The 22,176-nt window shown below is 72.0% G+C and carries 1 protein-coding gene; it reads left to right on the top strand.

What is annotated here, in order from left to right; translation table 11 throughout:
* The coding region (locus tag ACWD4U_RS33735; protein WP_449787397.1) for a hypothetical protein at nt 1-22,176 on the top strand (22,176 nt) is incomplete at both ends.

The following is a 22,176-nucleotide window of genomic DNA, read 5'->3' as shown; positions in this document are numbered from 1 at the left end:
GACGTCCAGGGCGGGGTGTCGCACCTGGCGGGGGCGGAGGTGAAGGGGCTGGGGAAGGGGCTGGTCCTCGACGCGGTGCGGTCGGTGGAGCGGGATGTCGCGCGGGAGGCGGGGAAGCTCGGTTCGGCGTCGGCGCGGCAGGAGTTCGCGAAGTCGGTGGGTCATCTGCTGGGCGCTTCGGTGCAGCAGTTGGAAGCGGGGTTCGTCCGGTTCGGCGAGGGGAGCATCGCGGAGGCGTTCGCGCGGAAGATGGGGCGGATCTTCGAGGAGCATCTGACGGACGCGGGGAGTGGCCTGCTGGCCAAGGAGGCGCGGCAGATCGGGCAGAACTTCGGTGACGCGTTCGTGAAGCACTGGGGGCATCTGGGGGCGGACCACGCGGGACTGGCCGAGGTGTTGCGCGGCGCGCTGGGCAAGCTCGCCGACAACGGGCCGCTGTCGCGGATGGCGCGGGAGTTCCCCGACCTGTTCACGGCGTCCGCGGGCAAGGAGGGCGTGGGCGGCTTCGCGGGGATGTTCGGGCATTTCACGGCGGAGCATCCGCTGCACGGCAACGCGCTGTTCCAGTTGGGTCATGCGTTGGGGGAGATCCTGCAGGAGGGCGGGCAGAACGTCGCGTCGGACATCGGGTACAACCTGTTCTGGAGTGAGGACCACACGTTCTCGACGTCGTGGGGCTCGTTCGTGTCGGGGATGGCGATGGGCGCGTTCGGTCACGTCCTGCACAAGACCTTCGAGCCGTTGTTCGACCGGTACCAGAACTGGCTGCGGGAGCGGCAGTGGCGTGAGAACCCGGACGGCGCGAAGTACTTCGGGCTGCTGCATCCGCTGAACTTCGTGTCGTTCCTGGCGAACATGACCGGCAACCCCGCGCCGTTCCCGGTGCCGCGTCCGGGTGGGCACGACGGTGACGAGTCGTGGGGGCAGAGTGCGAAGGACCTGGCCAAGTGGTTCTTCTCCAACCCGTTCTCCGGGTTCGACCTGCGCTCCGACACCCCGATCGTCAACCTCTTCACCCACAAGACCGGCACCGGCGACGCGGCCCGGGAGGAGAACCCGGGCCAGCAGGCCATCGACGACGCCCTGAACGGTGGAAACATCAAGACCACCGGCGCGGCCACCGACCAGGCGGCCGGCCGCGGCGCGGCGGCGCCGTCCGACGACGGCGCGCCACGTCCCCGCACCGAGAGCGGCGCGCCCCAGCACGCCCCGTTCCACTTCGGGGCCTCGCAGACGTCCTTCAGCGAGGAGGTGCTCGGGGCGCTGTCCACGGCGGCAGGCCACCGCACCGAGAGCTCCGGGCCGAGCCACGCGCCGACGACACCGACCCGCGACGACGCCGCGACCGACCGAGCACACCGCCCGGCATCCGACGTCGCCGCCCCACAGCCGTCTGTGGACCGCCCGGCATCCGACGTTGCCGGGCCGCAGCCGGCGGTGGATCGCCCGCAGGGGGAGGACACCAACGCGCAGCATCCGGTCGCCGACCCGGTTGCCGCCCGCGTTCAGAGCCCGCCGCCGCCCGGCCCCACCGACACCGGCCTGAGCGTCGACGCCACCGCGCCGGAACTCTCCTCGGTGGTGGACCGGATGCGGGCACTCGGCCTGATCGACGACTTCACCGCGCGGCGGCAGCGGCAGGCGCTGATCCGCATCGCCGAGGGCGACCGTTTCGATCTCGCCTGGGCCGACCAGGTGCCGGGGCCCGCGGCCAAGTTGATCGTCAGCGGCTTCGAGCGGACCGTCAACGGGCCGATCACCCCCGACATGGCCAAGCGGATCGGCTTCGACCTCACCTCCTCCGTCGGCAAGCGCGGTGCCAACCTCGTGGAGGACGTGGCCAAGCTGCGCCACTTCCTGACGGCCCGCGGCTACGACCTGACGGGGCGTACGACCGAGGACGCCGCGTCGCGCCTGCTGGCGGACTACCTGACGAACGGCACACACGAGGCGAACGTCCTGGACCCGAGCGCGACGATCGCTCTGCGCGAGCGCCTGGTGACGACCGCCGATGACCGGTCGGCCGCCGGTCGGGCGGAGCCGGTCGTCGATCCGTGGGCGGCGGCGCAGCGCGACGGGGCGCTCGTGTTGCCTTCGGGTTCGGTGCTCTCGATGGACGCGGATGCGCGTGAGCTGGTGTCCGTGGTGGACCGCCTGGTGGTGCTGGGGGCGATCGACGGTCGGACGGCCGGTGCCCTGCGGGCTCCGTTGCTGCGTGAGGGCTCGTCGCAGTGGGAGTGGGCGCGGCGGGTGCCGCCGGGTGCGGCGAAGGCGGTCGCCGAGCACCTCGGGCAGGTGCTGCGTGGTCCGGTCAGTCGGGAGATGGCGGCCAGGGCCGGGGTGGTGCTGGAGAGTTCGGTCGGCCCCGGCGGGGAGAACCGGCCGGGGGATGTGACCAGGCTTCACGAGTTCCTCGCCGACCGGGGCCACGCGGTGCCGGAGGATTCCGAGGTGCATCCCGCGACGGTGCTGCTGGCCGAGTACGTGAAGGAGGGGGCCGAGGCGCCGGGTCTGACGGTGGTCGACGCGGCGGCCATCCTCGAGCGTGAGCAGGAGGCGGCCGACGATCGCGCTGCGGCGTTGGACCGGACGTCCGAGGACGACGACGCGGATGTCACGGATGGCGGCGTGGTGGGCTTCCCCCTGTCGCCTGCCGAGCGCCGCGCGCTGCGGGGTGACGGCGAACTGCCGGAGGCGGCACCGGTGATCGATGACGCGTCGCCGTCGGCGGCTGAGCTCCTGGCGGAGCGGGAAGCCCTGGACGGGATGTTCGGTGGCGTCGATGGTCCGGATGATGTCCTGGGCGCTGACGGGGCGGGCGTCCCCGAACCGGACCGCAGCCGTCCGCCGCTCAGGGACGTCCGGCACCGGGTGGAGGTCGCCGAGGTACCAGCGGAGACGCCGGTCGACGGCGAGTCGGCGGTGCTCGACGAGGCGCCTTCGGCGGAGCGGGTGACGGTCGGCGGCGCGTCGCCGTCGGCAGCCGACTACTCGGCAGTGGCTGATGCGCTGGGAGTGCGGGACACGGATTCGGGGGTGCTGATCGCCGACCCGCGGCCCGGCTCGGTGGAAGCGAATGCCCGGGCGGAGAACGCGCTGAAGCACCTGCCGCGTCGTGATGACACGTTCGTGGTGGCGATGCACGTCGGAGCGGAGGGCGCGCCGATCGGTCCGGAGCAGCTCGCGGATGTGCTGGTGGCGGCGTACGACGGTGGGAAGTTGGACGGGAAGTCGCGGATCGACTTCCTCTCGTGCCGCCTCGGTTCGCCGACGGAAAGTCATGTACCGGAGGCGATGCGGGCGTTGTGGGCGCACCAGGCGGCGAACCCGCGCGCGGGGGTGGCGGGGACGATCACCGGGCGGGCGCCGGTCGGCGACGTGTGGGTGGTCCCCAAGATGGCGGACGGCCGGCCGGTGGAAGCCGGTGCGCACGAGGTGATCGTCGCCGACCACGTCGGTGTCGACCGGGCCGGCCGGCCGGTGGTCGTCCAGAGCTCGGAGTCGTTCTGGCGGACGTTCACCGACAGCGGTGACGGGGCGCACACGGTTGAGACGGCTGCCGAGTTCGGTGGTCTGCTGACCGGTGACGGGACGGTCGTCGACCATGCACCGACCGGGTACGACACGCTGCTCGCCACCCAGCGGGAGGCCAAGGACGTCACAGGCTCGGTCGAGGGAGCGACCAAGTTCGGGCCGGACGCGGGGGACGGACTCCAGCCGTTCTACCAGGGGGTGGGTCGCCACGGACGTGACCTGCATCTGGACAGGGGCAGCGCGTACTACATCGAGAGTCGCCTGCTCGCATCGCCGGGGGACCAGACCGGCGGTCGAGCCTATCTGAGCAGGACGTCGTTCGATGACGCCGAGCCGAACGGCGCGGACAGCTCCGCACTGCTGGGATTCCGCGGTGACCTGCCGACGTACCGGCACCTGATGGCGGACTCCAGTGGTCAGTACACCGTCCAGGACCTGGGAGACGTCCCCGCGCCGTGGGCCGGAGGGGAGAAGCCGTTCTTCGTCCTGGTGGAGGTCAGCGGCCAGCGGGTGCGGATGACCACCTCGGAGGGCCGGAGTTACGGCATGGCGCCGGGTTCGTTCGCACTGCTGATGGCCGGGGACCCGGTGCTGCAGGCGAAGCACCGGGACGCCGCGATCGTGCTGATCGTCGATCAGGCCGGAGGCCTCGACCTCAACCTGGCACGTGAAGTGGCGAGGGCGACCGGGCGGGTGGTCTTCACCCCGACCGCCATGGTCGGCCGGGTCGAGGTGCCCGGCGGGTGGGCGTTCGCGCTGAAGGCGCCCGCGACGGTGCAGAAGTCGGACGGGACCTGGGTCCCGGGCTGGCGCGGTCAGATCGTCCGGGTCGATCCGCCGAGGCTGGACGGCGCTGTTCCGCGGCGAGGTCACTCCACCGTCACCACCCTGGACGGGCAGTCGATCTCGGACGCGGATCTGCTCACCCGGCCCATCGTGGACGCGGTCACGCTGCGGCCGATCGGGCGGACGGCGCTCCCGGAAACCGACGCATACAGCTCGGAGGGGCCGATGAGCCGTCTCCGCGAGTACTCGAGCTACCTCGTCCTGTCGAACGCAAACGCCAGTCTGTTGGTCAGCCGCAAGGTGCCGTGGGACCCGACCCACGCCTACTTCTTCGTCGGGCACGCCAACTCCGAGGACTTCGGGCTGCCGAGTTCTGCCGGAGAGCTGTCCGTGGACGGCCGGGAGCTGGGGCGGATGCTGCGCCGTAGGCCGAGTGTCGACCGACTGGTGAAGAAGGCGACCGAGGGTGTTCCCGCCTCCATCGTGCTGGTGGCCTGCGACTTCGCTGCGCAGGCCCAAAGGGTGGCGGACGAGATCGGGCTGCCCGTGCACGCCCCCGTGGGGAGCGCAAAACTCTGGAAGCTGCGCGACCCCTATGACCTCGCTAACGCGGCCGGCCTCGCCGTCAAGGAGACGTCAGACGGTTTCGCAGGCGAGTTCCGCACCTTCCTTCCCGGTGCCGGGAACTCGGTGTCGCACGGCGAGTTGGCAGTCGAACCGGTGACGATCCGGTTCGCCGGCGAGGGTCCGGACGCCGGCCTTAAGGCGGCCGAGGCGCTCGCCAAGCAGCTCGTCCCGGAGTTGCGGTGCCGGCACCGCGACGGCCTGCACCAGCCGCGGTTGAAGGTCACCGGTTGGGGTCTCGGCACGACCGCCAGGGCTGACGGGCAGGCGCGGGCGGAGCGGGTGGCCGACGTGCTGCGTGCCGCGCTGGACGACGCGCTGGCCCCGCACGGCCTCAAGCTCGACCTCCGGTCCCTGGTGCGAAGCGTGTCCGCCGGCGACAGCGAGCCCTCGGGCCAGGTGCTTCCGGGTCAGGACCCGGCGGTCCGTCGGCAGACTGCGCTGATCGAGATGGAGCTGCCGAAGCCGGTGGCACTGCAGGCCAAGGCGATACCGGCCGGCATGTGGGTGGGCGAGAGCACCCTGCACCCGATCGCTGCGAAGGCCTATTCGGCGACCCTGGACAAGCTGCCGGTGCGTCAGAACACCTTCGTGGTGGCGATGCACGTCGGCCAGGACGGCCCGCCGGTGTCTCCCGCGCAGCTGGCTTCGGTGCTGCTCACCGCCTACACCACCGGAAAGCTGGACGGGAAGGCCCTGATCGAGTTCGTGGCGCACGGGCTGGGCGCGGACACCCAGCACCACGTGCGGTTCGCCCTGCAGCGGCTGTGGGAGTACCAGTCGGCGCACCCGCGGGAGGGCGCGCCGTGGCCGCTGAACGGGCGGGCGCCGACCGGCAGCGTGTGGGTGGTGCCGACCCTCGACGACAGCCGGGAGGTTGTCCTCGCGGACCACGTCGGCGTGGCACCGGACGGCAAGCCCGTGATCGTCACGGGTACCGACCCGAAGTGGCGGGTCTTCGTCGACAGCGGTGACGGCAATCACAGCATCGCCGAGGACGACATGCCTGCCACGGTTCCGCTGCCGACCGGCTACGGAGCCGCCGACGAGCACGTCGCCGCCTTCCTGAAGCCGTTGGAGGGAGCCGTCAATCTGACCGACACTCCGCCGGGGTTGTTCGTCCCTGGCGGCGGTCGGCACGGCCGTGACCTGTTCGCGCTGGCGGGCACGGACGCGCGGGTGGAGAGCCGGCCGCTGGGCGGGGGGCCGGGAAAGCCGGTGGCTGGGCGGGCCTACCTGAGCGAAGGGTCGCTCCCTCGCCACGAGCACGCCGGAAGCCGCAGCGCGGTGGAGCGGTTCATCGCCCACCTGCCGACCTACCAGCACACCATCACGTCCGCGGCGAACCCCGGCACCGTTGTTCAGAGGCTCGACCGGGTACCGGTGCCGTGGCACGGTGGGCCGACGCCGTACGTCGTGATGGCGACCGTGCGCGACGGATCGGTGCGGATGGCCGCGGAGGGGGGCGGAGACCACACGGTGTCGGCCCGGGCGTTCGCCGCGATGGTGGCCGCCGACCCCCACCTCAAGGCCCTGGACCCGACCGTGCCGCTGCTCCTGGCGGCGTCGTACGCGGCGGAGTCGGACCTGCACTTGGTGCGTACCTTGGCGGCCGTCACCGACCGGGTCGTCTACGCGCCCACGGCCCGGATCGGGGTGGAGCGGGAGCACAGCGGCTGGTCGTTCGGGTTGCAGGCGGTGGACAAGCTCTCCGGCGGGAAGTCGGCGCCGCGTGGGCAGATCCTGCGGATCGACCCGCCGAGCAAGGGCGGTGTCGATCCGGCGCTGGGCCGGCCCGGGAAGGTCAGAACCCTCGACGGCAGGACCGTGCCCGACGGCGAGCTGCTGATGCGTCCGCTCGCGGCGCCGGACTTGGGCATCGGCGGCCGATCGAGCACCACCTCGGGCGACTGGGCGACGGAGGAGGGGCAATGGCACCGAGTGACGGCCCAGTCGACCTACCTCCTGGGCCCCAACGCGAGCTGGGACATCTACCACCGCCCTGTGCCCTGGAAGGGGCGCACGTACTTCTTCACCGCGCATGCGAGTACCGAGGAGGTCAAGCTTGTCAGGACCGATGGCAGGCCCGCCCGCGTCGACGGGCCGGAGTTCGGCCGCTTCCTGAGTCGGCGCTCGAGCATCGCCGGGCTCCAGGAGCTGGCGGCGCAGGGGGCAGACGCGTCGATCGTGTTGGTGTCGTGCAGGTCCGCCGCGCACGCGCAGGCGGTGGCGGACAAGACCGGGTTGCCCGTGCATGCCCCGACGGCCATCACCGGAACCTATTCGTACGACGGTGACCACTACTACCCGGCCACGCCGAATGTGTACGTCCGAAGGGGCGACGACCGGGGCTACGGCGAGTACCTGACCTTCTACCCGAATGAGAGGTCGCCGGAGTCGCTGTTCAACGACGAGATGACCATGCCGCCGCGTGCGGTGGCATTCGAGCAGAACACGACCGACCTGTCGCCGAAGGCGGAGCGCACCGTTCGGAACCTGGCTCGGGGAATTGCGCCGGAGCTGATCCGTCGTCAGCTCGCCGGTCTGGAACAGCCGGTCTTCACGCTGACCGGGCGCGGTGTCGGGCGGCTCGCAGCGCACGCAAGCGGGCGGGCGCGGGCGGAGTCGGTGCGGGATGTGCTGGTGGAGGAGGTGGGTGCACGGCTGTCCGCCGCCAACGTGGCGATGGACCCGGGCGCGCTGGACGACCTGTTCAAGGTGGGCTCGGCAGGCCAGCGCACGCTGCCGGCGGACCTTCTGCCGGGAAGGCCGGAGGCGGAGCGGCAGCGTTCGGTGACTGTTGAGGCCGAGTTCCCCGTGACGATGGAGGAGGAGCCGCGGGCGCGTGCGCTGGAGATCCCGTCGGGTGTGTGGGTGACGGATCGGGCGTTGCCGCCGCGCGCGCAGGTGCAGTTCCGGCAGGTGCTGGACTCGTTGTCGGCGCGTGGTGACAGCTTCGTGGTGGCGATGCACGTGGGCGAGCGGGGGGCGCCGGTGACGGGGCGTCAGCTCGCGGACCTGCTGATCGAGCAGTACGACGAGGGCATGCTGGACGAGAAGACCGGGATCGACTTCCTGGCCTGCCGGTACGGCGCCGCGAACGCCTCGGAGGTGCAGTTCGCGCTCGAGGAGCTGTGGCGGCACCAGGAGCAGAACCCGCGGATGCTCGTCCCGGCGGACATTCCGGGGCGTGCGCCGGTCGGTGACGTGTGGGTGGTGCCGACGGCGAACGGTGAGCCGGACGTCATCGTCGCCCAGCAGGTCGGAATCGGCCCGGACGGCAAGCCGGTGGTCGTGGTCGGCGGCGAGTCGAGCTGGCGGACGTTCAGCCCGGATGAGAACGGGCGCGCCGTCGTGACGGACGGCGTCGGCGGTCACCTGACCGAGCACGGCACCGTCGACGGTCGGCTGCCCGTGGGCTACCGTCACGGCGATGCCGACGAGGTGACGGGGCCGTTGGACGACGCCGTGAAGTTCGGGCCCCAGCCGGCGAGTCCGGCCGAGAGCTCGCGGGCGGGCGGCACCGCACAGCCGAACGGCGGTGCCCAGACGACCCCGGCGCAGCACGGCACCGTGGGCCCGGCGACCGACCCGGCGTTCGCGCCGGCGGTGCCGGTGGACCCGGCCGCGGTGCGCACGGCGCCGCGACGGATCCTCGAGACCGGCCGACTGTCCGCGGCCGACCAGGTGGTGGGCCTGCGCACGGACGCCAACGAGCTGGTCAAGCAGATCACCCGCCTGTTCGGCGGCGGGCCCGACGCCGCGGCGAGCCGGGCGGTCGAGTCCCTCGTGCGCAGTTACCTGGACGCACAGACCCTGCGTCCGGTGCTCTCGGCGCTGTCGCGTGGTGACGCGTGGGCGATGCCGATCGAGGGCGACGGGTGGAGCGGCACGCTCGGACTGTCCGTCAAGGTCGTCGGGATGGAGTTCAACCGGGTCGTCGAGAAGGCCGAGTTCGAGGTCGGCGCCGAACACCAGATGGGCCAGGGCTTCGCCGAGGACAGCCGTTGGCGGCTCACCGCCGGTCTCACGGGCAAGGCGAAACTTCCGTTGGTGTTCAGTGCCGGCGGGTCCGCGACGTACACCCGCGACTCGATCCACGGCAGCGCCGCGGTGGAGGGAGCCCGCGCCATCCAGCGCGGGAAGAACATCGAACCGGGCGCGGTCTTCTCCGCCACACTGCGGCTGACCGCCGACCACAGCGCCCTCCGCTACCGCGGTACGCCGGTCCGTACCGGCCGAGAGGCGCGGACCGCCCTGGACATCGGCGCCGTCGTCAGCGTCCCGGTGCGCGACACCCTCGACGCGGCCGGTCGGCGGGATCCGGTGGGGGACCGCTACGCGGTGCCCGACCGGATCAAGCGGGACCTGAGGCTCGGCAGCTCCGACGTGGTCAGCGACGTCTGGGTCGCCCAGAACCTGCTGCGCGGCCTGGACGACCGGGGCCGGTCGTTCTTCGGCAGCATGTGGCCGGACCTGCGCACCAAACTGGAGACCGAACTCAGCCTGACCCGGCTCCAGCAGGAGCTGCGCCCGATGATGTCGGGTCAGCCGATCCGGGTCGAGTACGCACACCCCGACGGCCTGTCGAAGGCCACCGTCGTGGTCGCGGCCTCGGTGGCCAGCATGTGGCAGACCGGAAACGTCAAGCAGACCGAGTTCAACCTCGGCAGCGGCACCTTCCGCTCCCGTACCCGTCAGGCCGCCGACGGGGACAGCGTCCAGGCCCCGACGCCGGGTCAACTCGAAGTCGCGAACGGCGCGTTCACCGGGAACCTCGGAGCGAGCAAGACCGTCGCCCGGGACCGGGTCCGGCTCGGTGGATCCAGCCACGAGGTCTCGGTCGCCAGCAAGACCAAGGCGCCGGCCGTGGAGTTCGTCGGCATCGCGGCCCTGCGCCTGGACTTCACGACGACCAACATCCTGGAGACCCTTACCGCCGACGCCACCGTCGACCTCCACTTCCGGGCCTTGATCGAACAGGCCGAAGCGGTCGCGGTGCCCTCGCCCGTGCCCTCTCACGAGCCCGCGACCGGCCCGTCCGACCTGCGGATCGTGGTGACGGACGAGAACGGCGCGGAGGTGTCCGCGGAGACCCTGAGCATGGCCGCGGCCGGTCCGGACGGTGACGCGCACTCCACGCTCACCGGCCCGAACGGTTCCGCGGCGTCGACGAACCGGTCGCAGGGCAGCACGGCCGATCCCACCCTGTTCGTCCGGGGCGACGGCGCACAGGCCCCGGACGCCAGCTTCCCGGTCGGCGCGGTGGTGCACACCCCGGCGGACAGCGTGTGGCTCGCCGGTGACCAGGGCGGCGGCCTGTCCGACACCACCACCGTCCGCGACCTGCGCAACGTCGAGCCGCTGCGACGCCAGTTGGACACGCTCGGCCACCGAGCCCTCGGCAAGGAGTGGGACGCCGTCCGGGACGACCTCCACCGGACGTTCGCCTACGACAAGGTGCTCGCCGACCTCACCGCGATGACCCGCGGCCGGTCGCTGGACAGCCCGGTGCTCACGTTCGGCGGGCGCGGCCGGACCGTTCAGGTGTCCGCCACCGCGAGGATCACCGGAATGGCGTTCCGCCGCCTGCAAAAGGCGGCCGAGCTGAACACCGTGAACGAGGTCAGCACCTTCACCACCAAGCGCTACCTGCTGGCCGACGGCAAGGCCGTCCAGGCCCAGGGCGGCGGCACGGCGAGCGTTGCCGATTCGGTGCTCTCCGCCGTGGGCGGCAGCGGCGGCGGGGGGTGGCAGAGCCGCAAGCGCAGTGGCTGGCGGCAGGGCGACTCGGGCAAGATCTCCGCCAGCGGCAAGTACGCCAGGCCGGAGGCGCTGTTCGACGCCACCGTCGAGGTCGCGTTGACGATCAGCAGCGGGGGCCGGGAGCACCGCGGCACCGCCGAGGTCGAGGCCGAATTCGGTCTGGACGCGAGGGAGACCGGCAGCTTCACCGTCGCGGAGGGCGGCGCCACGCCCAACAACGGCGCCTTCACCGGCCCGGTCGTCGCCGAACGGGCGACCCCCGCCGCCCCCGGTGAGCTGCGGCTGCCCCCGGCGCGGATCGCCGACGGCGTGATGGGCGCCTCGGACGTGCTGCACAGTCTCGGCACCGAGGACGCGAAGCTCCTGCGCGCCGTCGAGAACCAGCTCACCGCGCACCTCGGCGAACTGTCGCCGGAGACCCGTCGGGTGCTCCGTCAGGCCTTCGACCCGGTCGCCGTGCGCACCGGCCTCTCCCAGCTGACCCGTAGCCAGCAGTCGGTCGAACTGTCCGCGAACGGCTGGCACGGCAAGCTGACGGTCCGTGCGGTGCTGAAGGGCTTCGCGCACGCCGACACCGTGGCCACCTACGAGTTCGACACCGGTACCCAGCACCGCGTCACGGCCGGATTCGGCGACGACAGGGTGGTCACCCGGAACTACACCGCCAACCTCCGGGCCAAGCTCGGCCAGGTCGACCTCGGCCTCGGGCTCACCCGCGGCAGCGACTGGGCCAAGGGCCAGACCGCCGACACCACGGGAGGCACGGTCAGCCGCGGCAGGAACACCGAACCCGCCGCCTTCCTCTCCGGAACGGCGGAGTTCACCGTCGATTTCGCTCTCAGCAAGCGCGGCCGGCCCTTCCCCGAGCAGGCCCTCGTGGTCCCGGTCACCGCCACCGTGGTGGTCCCGCTGCGCGAGACGGTCCGGCCGCGGCCGCTGGAAGCGCAGCACGCCGAACGCCCCGAACCGGGCCCCGGGGGCGCGGTTCCGCACCGGATCGAGCAGTTCCAGCGGCTCGGCTCCTCCGACGTGATCAGCAACGTCTACCTGCTGCCCGACCCGGACGGTGGCCGGCCCAGCATCGACGCCACCCTGCGCACGGTGGACGCCGCCGCCCGCGCGGCCCTCGGCTCCGCGTGGACCGGCGGCCTCGGAAAGCCCGGTCTGCGCGCCCGCGTGGCCGAAGCGCTCCAACTGGACAACCTCCAGCCCCGGTTGAAGGCGATGATGGCGGGCGAACCGCTGGTGGTCGCCGACGGACGCGCCTCGGTGCGCATCACCGCCGCGGTCGGCCGGCTCGCCCACTCCGGTGACATCCCGCAGGTCGAGTTCAACGGCGGGACCACCCTCCAGCGCACCTTCGCGGGCTCCGACGGCGCCACCGCGTACGGTGCCGGCAGCGGCAACACGGTCACGGCTTCGGTCCAGGTCACCACCAACGCGGTCGCGGGCGTCACCGTCGGCGCCGCGGTCACCAAGGGCTCGGGCCGGGACGTGCTCGAGGTCCAGTCACAGTCCGTCACCTCCGGCATGGCCGTCAAGACGAAGATGGTCGGTGCGGCCCTCACCGGCGAGGTCCGGCTGATCTTCCGGATGCGGCGCACCCCGCTGATCCGGCTGGGAGATGCCGACCGGGCGAGCCCCGGCGCGGGCGTGCCGCGGCGGTACACCGCAGAAGCCGGCGTCGGCAGCAACGGTCAGACCCCGTTGGTCGACGAGGCCACCGCGCGTGTTCCCTCCCCACTGCGGCGTCTCCTGGCGTTCGGCACCGCCCGGCACTCCATGGCGGTGGCGAAGGTCGGCGTCGAGGTCACCGCCGAGTCCCCCGACACCAAGCCCACCCCCGCACCCGACCCCACCCGGACGCTCGACGTGCGGGTGCCCCCGGCCCGGATCTTCGGAGACGGCCTGCGCGACCTCGACGTCGTGCGCTGGGTCGGCGACGTCTCCGGCATCCGCGACCTGCTGCACACGCACGGCTCACGCTTCTTCAGCGAGCGCACCTGGAAGCGACTCAGCGAGGTGGCCGAGCGGACGCTCAGTCACCCGCAGCTGTCCAGCCGCGCCGTGGCGGCCACCCAGGGCCAGGGCCTCGCCACCCCCGAGCCGACCAACCGGTGGTTCGTCGGCGAGGCCGGCGTCACCGCCGCCCTCAAGATCGTCAGCCTGGAGTACCGCTCCACCGACGCCAAGGCCGAACTCAGCCCCGCCAACGAGTTCTCCGTCTCCTCCACCCGCGCCGCCATGGGCGTGCGCTCGCTCGGCGGCCAGGCGCAGAGCGGTGGCCGGGTGCTCGGCGGCACCTCCTTGCAGGGCAGCCTCGGCCTGCAGCACCGCGGCCGCGCGGGCCTCTCCGAGGGCAACAACGGCAAGATCGCCGCGGGCGGCAAGCTGGGCCTGCCGATGTCCCGGTTCGACGGCCACGCCCAGATCGAACTGACCTTCACCAAAAAGGAGTTGGGACGCTCTCGGGAGACCGAGACGGTCAGCGGCCTGATCCCGGTGTCGATCGACATCCCGCAGAGCGAGACCACCGCCGACACCACGCCCGGCGACCACCGGCTGGTCTTCGACCCCGCTCACCCCGCCGGCCTCGCCCACCCGGTCGTCAGCCCCGCGCCGGTCCAGGAGTTCCCGGCCGGCGACCTGCTCGGCCACCACCGGATGGACGACGCCACGCTGCGCCCGTTCCAGCAGGCCCTGCAGCACCTGCCGGTGCGGCCCGACACCCACGTCATCGCCATGCACACCGGCCCGGACGGCGTCCCGCTGACCCGGAACCAGCTGGCAGCAGCGCTGATCGACGCCTACAGCCAGGGCCGGCTCGACGGAAAGAGCACGATCGAGTTCGTCTCCTGCGGCCTCGGCGCGGACGCCGTCACGCACGTGGAGTACGCCATGACCAAGCTCTGGCAGCACCACGCCGACCCCCACTTCCAGCGCGCCGAGGTGTCCGACACCCTCATCGCCCGCGCCCCGCTCGGTGCGGTGTGGATCGCCCCCAAGGCGGTCAACGGCCAGGTGCGACCGGACGGCGAGCACCAGGTCATCGTCGCCGAACAGCTCGGCCTGCGCCCCGACGGCACCCCGGTCGTCGTGGTCGGCGAGCAGTCGCGCTGGCGGACCTTCGCCGACAGCGGCGACCAGGCGCACACCCCGACCGTCACCGACGACCTCGACGTGCTCCCGCCGCCGAACGGCTACCAGGACGCCGCCCAGGCCCAGGCGGCAGCCGAGGCCGACGCGGCCAGGCTGCGCGAGGCGGCCGCATCGTCGCGGCAGCACGCGGCGGCCGCCGCGGAGCAGCGGATGCGCACCTACAGCGCGAGCACCGACACCGAGGTCATCGAGATCAGGAGGCTCTCCCGCGCCCTGCCGGCGATCTCCGCCGACGCCGCCAGGGCCGGCGACAGCGTCGCCTCCGCCGTCCAGATCGACCAGGTGTCGACGGACTACCGCAGCGACCCCGACCGCGCCGCCGACCGGCCGCCGCTCAGCGGCGCGGCGTTCCGCAACGCCTACGGCCGCACCGCCGGCGGCAAGACCTTCCAGGTCGTCCTGGAGGCCTACCGGGCCCCGGGCACGGGCTACTTCGCCAGCGACGCCTCCCTCACCCAGTGGAAGGCCGCACACGACGGCGGCACGCCAGCCGAGGTGACCGAGAAGCTCGCCGCGCCCACCACCCCCGACCTCCCGACCACCCTGCCGGATCTGATCTACCACCAGAACATCTCGCCCGGCGCCGCGGCGGACACCCTCACCCGCGTGCTCGCCGAAGCCGGCGGAGCCGACAGCCGGGAGCTGCGCCCCACCGACCCAGCCTTCCAGCAGGTGCTGCGGACCGACAACGGAAAGGCCGTCGCCAACCTCGTCCGCCAGTACAACCAGCTCGCCGACCTGCCCGACGGCGCGGGCTACACCATCGGCGGGGCAGCCGTGCTGCGCGACCGGAACGGCAACCTGCACCTGCGCTTCGACCTCGAGCGGGAACACCCGCAGCACCCGGCCACCGACGCCGACGGGCTCGCCGTCCTCACCCCGATCGACGGCGCCGTGAAGTTCGGCGCTGACACCGGCACCGCCGACTACAGCCTGACGGGAAATCAACTCGACTCCGTCGCGGACCTCGGCCTCGCCCCCGGCCGGGCCGGCAGCGAGACCGGCGCGGCGAGCCTGTTCGACTCCCTGCTGCGTGCGGGAGGCGACCGGCTGGACCTGGACGGCGACGGCGGACCGGACGCCGAAAGCCTGCGGAACTCGCTCGCCGAGGCGTTCCACGAGGAGGCGCTGACCCGCGGCTCCCGCAGCGCCCGGATCGTGCCGCCGACCGAGCGCTCGCAGTTCATGGCCGCACTGCGCGACGGCGCGTGGCATCCGCTGCTCGACCAGGTGGTGCCCGACCTGATGGCAGGTCAGTTCGACCTGGACGTCTACCTGGTCCAGCCCGACGGCACCCTCCTGGACGCGCGCGGCAACAAGGTGCCGCCCTCGTCGGTCGACGCCGACACCGCCCTGGTCCTCGCCAAGGTCCCGGGTACGCGGGGCGAACGGAGCCGGTACGCGCCGGTGGTCCCGGCCGACGATGCCACCCGGGCACTCGACGCCTCGGAGGTCCGGCACTGGGACGGTGCGACGGACAGCGGGCCGGAGGCACCCGAGCCGGCTCCGGACGCCGACGCCCCGCCCTCGGCGGCCGAGGCGGCGGACCGGTCGGTGCGCTCCGACGACGGCTCTCCCACCGCAGAACCGGCCTCGCTCGGGTCGCACCGGTCAACCGCGCCGCAGGTGGGCTGGTCGGCGGCGGTCGTCGCCGACCGCACGCTGCTGGGTGAGGAGTACCAGTCGGTCGCCGAGGACACCGTGGTCTACGTCTGGCTGCCCATGAGGGAGTTCCCCGATCCGGACGTGGCGTTCGCGCAGGGCCTCGCCCCGGCCATGACGCCCACGTACACCGATGCCACGCGCGGCTACATCCCGCTGAGCGAGGTGCTCGCGACGCCGGGAAGCGTGGAGGAAACCCCGTCGATGTGGCTGGTGGGAACGACGAACGACGCCTACCGGCCCGCCGACACCCCCTACTACTCCACCGACTGGGTCCGCTTCCGGGTGCTCGCCAAGGAAGGGGTGACGGTCCGGGCCGCCACGGAGGACGGGCTGGGTTACGGCGCCGACACCGTGGCGTTCTTCGGCGGCATCAGGGCCGAGCTGATCCTCGGCTCGGAATTCGACATGGCCCCCAGGCGTGCCGCCCTGTGGCCCCTGCGGTCGAACCCCGACTACAACCCCGCAGTCCGGCCCGAGGGCTTCGCCGAGACCACGGTGGGTCCGATGAACGAGCTGGGCGAGGTCCAACCGTCCGACGGAATCGTGAAGTTGGGGAGCCGCGAGGTCTACGAGCGGCTGGCGGACGAGATCGTCGAAGCGTCCGAGGGCCGGCACCCGTTGCCGTACGACTTCGTGCGCCCTCCGGGGGCGCCGCAGCTGCCTGCCTACTTCGGGTTGGAGGTGGAGTTCAACCACCAGGACCGTACGCGGCACGCGAACGTCCTGCTGGAGCTCGCAGACCGGCTGGAGGAGCACGGGCTCAGCCAGCCGGGCGTCCACGGCTACCACGCCAGCCACGACCACGGGTACAGCGCCGACCTTGCCACCGGGCGGCTCGAGCAGGACGCGACGGTGGCGGGTGAGTACGTGAGCGCGAAACTGGATCCGGAGCGTCCGGAGACCTGGCAGGCGGTCGTCGACGTGATGCGGCTGATCCGGGAGGTGGGCGGGTACGCGGGCGGCGCGGGTGCGCACATCCACTTCTCGCTGGACTACCACGACCGGCCGGAGTTGATGGTCCCTCGGCTGATGACCCTGGTGAACCTGGTCAAGTCCTTCGAGGACGTGCTGTACCAGCTCGGCCAGGACCCGCACAGCCCCCAGCACCGCGGAACCGAATACGCCGTACCGCTCGACGTCGCGCCGAGCCTCGGCTACACCCGGCGCGCCCACGGCCTGCCGCAGGCCGGACCGTCCGGACGTGAACTCCGCACCTACCTGCGAGAACTGAGCGTACGGCGGCAGGTAGCGGTGAACTTCCGGAGCGTGCACGGCACCGACGACGACCACCTGGAGGTGCGCCTCGCCGATGCGAACCTCGATCCGCGGGTGACGCAGGCACTGGTCGAGCTGTGGGGCGCGATCATCGTCCATGCGAAGAACCACCCGGGCCAGGAGTTCGCCACGGCCGCACGGCCGCTGGGCACCGCCGCCCGTCAGCACCGACCGGAGGCGGACGTCCGGCAGTTGCCCGAAGGCATGCGGCTGACCAGGCACCGCTACGAGGACAGCGACCACTTCACCCGGCTGGTGGACCTGGTCTTCACCGACCCGGCGGCGAAGAAGCGCGCCCTGGCCCTGTGGCTCCTGACGGAGCCGCAGCGCGACCGGCGCCGAATGATGTCGGCCCCGCCGGTGACGTGGGAGGAGGGCTGGCTCCCCACGGCCCACACCGTGACGATGCCCGAACTGGACTGGACCGTCCCGATGCACCCGTCGGCGGTGGCCGACCGACCGGCGGTGGCCGACGGACCGGCGGTGCGGCACACAGCCTCGGGGGTGCTCATCGCCGACCCGCGGCCGGGTTCGGAGGAGGCGAACGCCCAGGCGGAAGTCGCTCTGAACCACCTGCTGCACCGTGACGACACCTTCGTGGTCGCGATGCCCGCGGGTGGGGAGGATGCGTCGGTGAGTCCGGAGCAGCTCGCCGAGGTTCTCGTGGCGGCGTACGACGACGGGCGGCTGGACGGCAGGTCGCAGATCGAGTTCCTCTCCGCCCGGCTCGGCGCGTCGACGGAACGTCATCTCCCGGAGGCGATGCGGGCGCTGTGGGAGCACCAGGCGGCGCATCCGCGTCCGGCAGCGGCGGGCCCGTTCACCGGGAGGGCGCCACTCGCTGACGTGTGGATCGTCCCGAAGCTGGACGGCGGGCAGCCGGACCAGGGAGGCGGGCGCGAGGTGGTCGTCGCCGACCACGTCGGCGTCGACCAGGCCGGCCGACCGGTGGTGGCCCGGAGTACCGCCCCGAAGTGGCGGACGTTCACCGACAGCGGGGACGCCCAGCACACGGCGGTGCACCACGACACCACGGACGGCGCGGTACCCGACGGCTACCGGCCGGGCACCGGCACCGACGTGCTGACCTCCATCGACGGGGCGGTCACGTTGGGCGACCCGTCGCCGTTGCCGATGCCGTTCAGCGCCGGCACGGGCCGTCAGGGTCGCGACCTGTCCCTGGTGCCGGGGACGCGTGTGCGGGTGGAGAGCCGGCCGCTGAGCGAGGGCCCGGGAAGCGCGGTGACGGGCCGCGCATACCTCGACGTGCGATCGTTCGGTGGCTACGAGCGGGTGGGCCGCAGGTCGCAGCTGGCGGACTTCAAGGCCGATCTGCCGACCTACCGCCACGTCCTGACGTCCGCCCTGGACCTCGACTCCGACTCCGACTCCGACGTCGGCGTCAGTGTCGACCAGGTGGTGGGGGACCTGGGCCGGGTGCCGGTGCCGTGGCGCGGAGGGAGCGCACCGTACTTCGTCATGGCGGCCGTGGGCCCGGACGGGGTGCGGGTGGCCGCCGAGCGCCGCGGCGACCACGAGTTGACGTTCGATCAGTTCGCGGAATTGGTGGCTGCGGATCCGCAGCTCAAGGCGCTGCCTCCGGAGGTGCCGGTGTTCCTGGCGGCGGCTCACGCGGCGCGGTCGGACCTGGAGCTGGTGCGGAGGATCGCCGCGGCGACGAACCGGGTGGTCTACGCCCCGACGGGCGGAATCCGCATACAGGACGAGCCCGGAGGCTGGTCGTTCGCGCTGGAGGCGCCCGCGACGGTCGAGGGCGGCGAGCCGGTCCCGCGCGGGCAGATCGCGCGGATCGACCCGCCGTCGAAGGGAGGGGTCGACCCCGGGCCGCGCCGGTTCGGGAGCGTAACGACATTGGACGGTGGGACAGTGCCGGACCGGATGGTGCTGATGCATCCGATCGTCGAGGCCGGAAGCCTCCTGGTCCGCGGGCGAGGCACCCTTGGCGACGCTGAGTGGGCCGTGGACGACCTCAATGTCGGGCAAGTGATCGACAATCGGTCGTACGTGGCGAGCACGATGTCTCCGGTGGTGTTGCGTCGTCCGGTCCCGTGGGGTGAGCACACCTACTTCTTCGTGGCGCATGCCGGCACGGAGTCCGTCGCGCTGAGTACGGAGGACGGCGGAGCGATCGACGTCTCCGGGGAGGAGCTGGGCGGGTTCCTGCGCCGTCGGGTGAGCGTCGATGCGCTTGTGCGGCGGGCGGAACAACAGGGCGAGAAGCCGTCGATCGCGCTGCTCGCGTGTGAGTCCGCTGCGTTGGCGCAGGAGGTGGCGGACAAGACGGGGCTGATCGTGCACGCGCCGACCTCCGAGACCGGAATGATCTACGACGAGCCGACGGCACAGCAGGGGGCCGACCGTCCGGAGTTCGTCATCGAAGTGCACCATGAGACGGGTGCGTACGGGGAGTTCCTGACCTTCCATCCGAACGAGCTGTCGCCGGAGTCGATGGGCGACGGCGGGATGACCATGGATCCGCTCGCCGTGGTGTTCGCTCACAGGTCGACGTCGCTGAGTCCCGACGAGGCGGAGGAAGTCCGGGCGATGGGCGGCCAGCTCGTGCCGGAGTTGATCCGTCGTCATCTCGCCGGTCTGGAGCTGCCGGTGGTCACGGTGACGGGGCGGGGCAACGGGCGTTTCACGGCGGCGTGGACCGGGTTGAAGCGGGCGAAGGTGGTGCGGGCGCTGTTGGTGGACGCGATCGGTGCGAAGCTGGCCGACGCGAACGTGAAGCTGGACCTGAGCGTGCGGGTGGAGTCGGTGGGGCGGGGCGAGTTGCCTGCCGAGATCACCCCGGGAGGTACGCCGGAGGAGCGGCAGCGGTCGGCGGTGATTTCGGTGGAGTTCCCGTCGGCGGTGGCTCCGGTGTCGTCGGTGGTGCGTTCTCGGGATGTTCCGTCGGGTGTGTGGGTGACGGATCGGTCGTTGTCGGCGTCGTCGCAGGTGGTGTTCCGTGAGGCGCTGGACGGGTTGTCGGCGCGTGGTGACCGGTTCGTGGTGGCGATGCATGTGGGGTCGTCGGGTGCTCCGGTGTCGGAGCGTCAGTTGGCGGATCTGCTGATCGCTGGTTACGACGGTGGGAAGTTGGACGGGAAGGGCGGGATCGACTTCCTGTCGTGCCGGTTCGGTGGGGGCGATGCGGGTTCGGTGCGGTTCGCGTTGGAGGCGTTGTGGGTGCATCAGGCGGCGCATCCGCGTCCGTTGGTGCCGGTGGGTGTCGAGGGTCGGGCGCCGGTGGGTGATGTGTGGGTGGTGCCGACCGCGGGCGGTGGGCGTGAGGTGGTGGTTGCGGAGCAGGTGGGGCTGCGGGCTGACGGCAAGCCGGTGGTCGTGGTGGGTGGGGACTCGAAGTGGCGCAGGTTCACGGACAGTGGCGACGCGCAGCACACGGCGGTGCAGGAGGATGTCGCCGGCTACCGGTTGACGGCCGACGGGACCATCGACGGCGCATTGCCCGACGGGTTCGAGTCGGGTGCCGGTGCGGATGTCGTGACCCCGTTGGAGGGGGCGGCGAAGTTCGGTGACCCGTTGCCGTTCAGTGCGGGGGCGGGTCGGCAGGGGCGTGACCTGTCCGTGGTGCCGGGGACGGATGTGCGGGTGGAGAGCCGGCCGCTCGGCGAGGGCCCGGGAAGTGCGGTGACGGGACGCGCCTACCTCGCGACGCAGGCGTTCGAGGCGTACGAGCTGGTTGGGGGACCGTCGGAGCTGGCGGGCTTCAAGGCCGATCTGCCGACCTACCGACACGTCCTGGTGGACGCGACTCCTCCGCACCAGGTGGTCGAGGACCTCGGCCGGATCCCCGTGCCGTGGGGCGGAGACCGGGCACCGTACTTCGTGATGGCGGAACTGCGGGCGGACGGGGTGCAGCTGGCCACCGAGCACGGTGGAGACCGCCGGTTGTCGTTCGGTGAGTTCGCGGAGTTGGTCGCGGCGGATCCGCGGCTCAAGGCGCAGCATCCGGATGTGCCGGTGTTCGTGGCGGTGGCCTCGGCGGCGCGGTCGGATCTGGAGCTGGTGCGGCGGATCGCGGCGGCGACGGACCGGGTGGTCTACGCCCCGACGAACGGCATTCGCCGGCAGGAGGCCTGGCACGGTGTCTGGTCGTTCGCGCTGGAGGCGCCCGCGACTGTCGCCGGCGGCAAACCGGGTCCGCGCGGGCAGATCCTGCGGATCGACCCGCCGTCCAAGGGCGCGGCCGACCCGACCCTGCACCGGTACGGCGCGGTGACCACAACGGACGGCATGAGGGTGCCGGACCACATGGTGCTGATGCGTCCGGTCGTCGACGCCGGAAACCTGCTGGTCCGTGGGCGGGCCAGCAACCACGATGCCGACTGGTCCACCCACGAGTCCAACACGGCGCTGGCGATCGCCAACCGGACGTATGTGACAGGCGTAAGCAGGCACCCGGTGGCGCTGCATCGTCCGGTCCCGTGGGGCGAGCACACCTACTTCTTCCTCGCACACTCCGACTCGCTCTCCGTCTCGCTGGAATTGGAGAGTGGTCGATCGGTCGACGCCTCCGGGCCTGAGCTGGGCGGGTTCCTGACCCGTCGCTCGAGTGTCACCGGGCTGCGGAAGCGCGCGGAAGAACTGGGTGAGAAGCCGTCGATCGTGCTGGTCGCGTGTGAGTCCGCTGCGTTGGCGCAGGCGGTGGCTGATCGGACGGGGCTGACCGTGCACGCGCCGACCTCCAGGACCGGGGTCATCTGGCAGGCCGCCACGGTGCACCAGCCGGTTGTCGCGCCGGACCTCTACGTCGATGCGCATTCCGAGGCGGGTCCGTACGGCGAATACTTGACCTTCCATCCGAACGAGCTGATGCCGGAGGCGCGGGGGGACGCCGGGATGAGCGTGCGTCCGTACGTGGTGTCGTTCGATCGCTGGGCGGTCTCGCCGAACCCCGACGGGGAGCGGAGCGTCCGGGCGCTGGGTCGCCAGCTCGCGCCGGAGCTGATCCGTCGTCATCTCGTGGGCCTGGAGCAGCCGGTGGTCACGGTGACCGGGCGGGGCAACGGGCGTTTCCTGGCGACGTCGGTCGGGTTGAAGCGGGCGAAGTCGGTGCGGGCGCTGCTGATGAACGAGATCGGTACGAAGCTGGCCGCCGCCAAGGTGAAGCTGGACCTGGGCCCGCTGTTCCGGGCGGAGTCAGTGGGCAGCGACGCGCTTCCTGCGGGAGGCCCGGCCGGGGCGCATCTCCGGTCGGCGGTGATTTCGGTGGAGTTCCCGACGGGGGTGGCTCCGGTGTCGACGGTGGTGCGTTCTCGGGACGTTCCGTCGGGTGTGTGGGTGACGGATCGGTCGTTGTCGGCGTCGTCGCAGGTGCAGTTCCGTGAGGCGCTGGAC

The organism is Kitasatospora sp. NPDC002522 (assembly GCF_053595195.1).
This window is presented reverse-complemented; position numbering and strand designations above follow the sequence as displayed.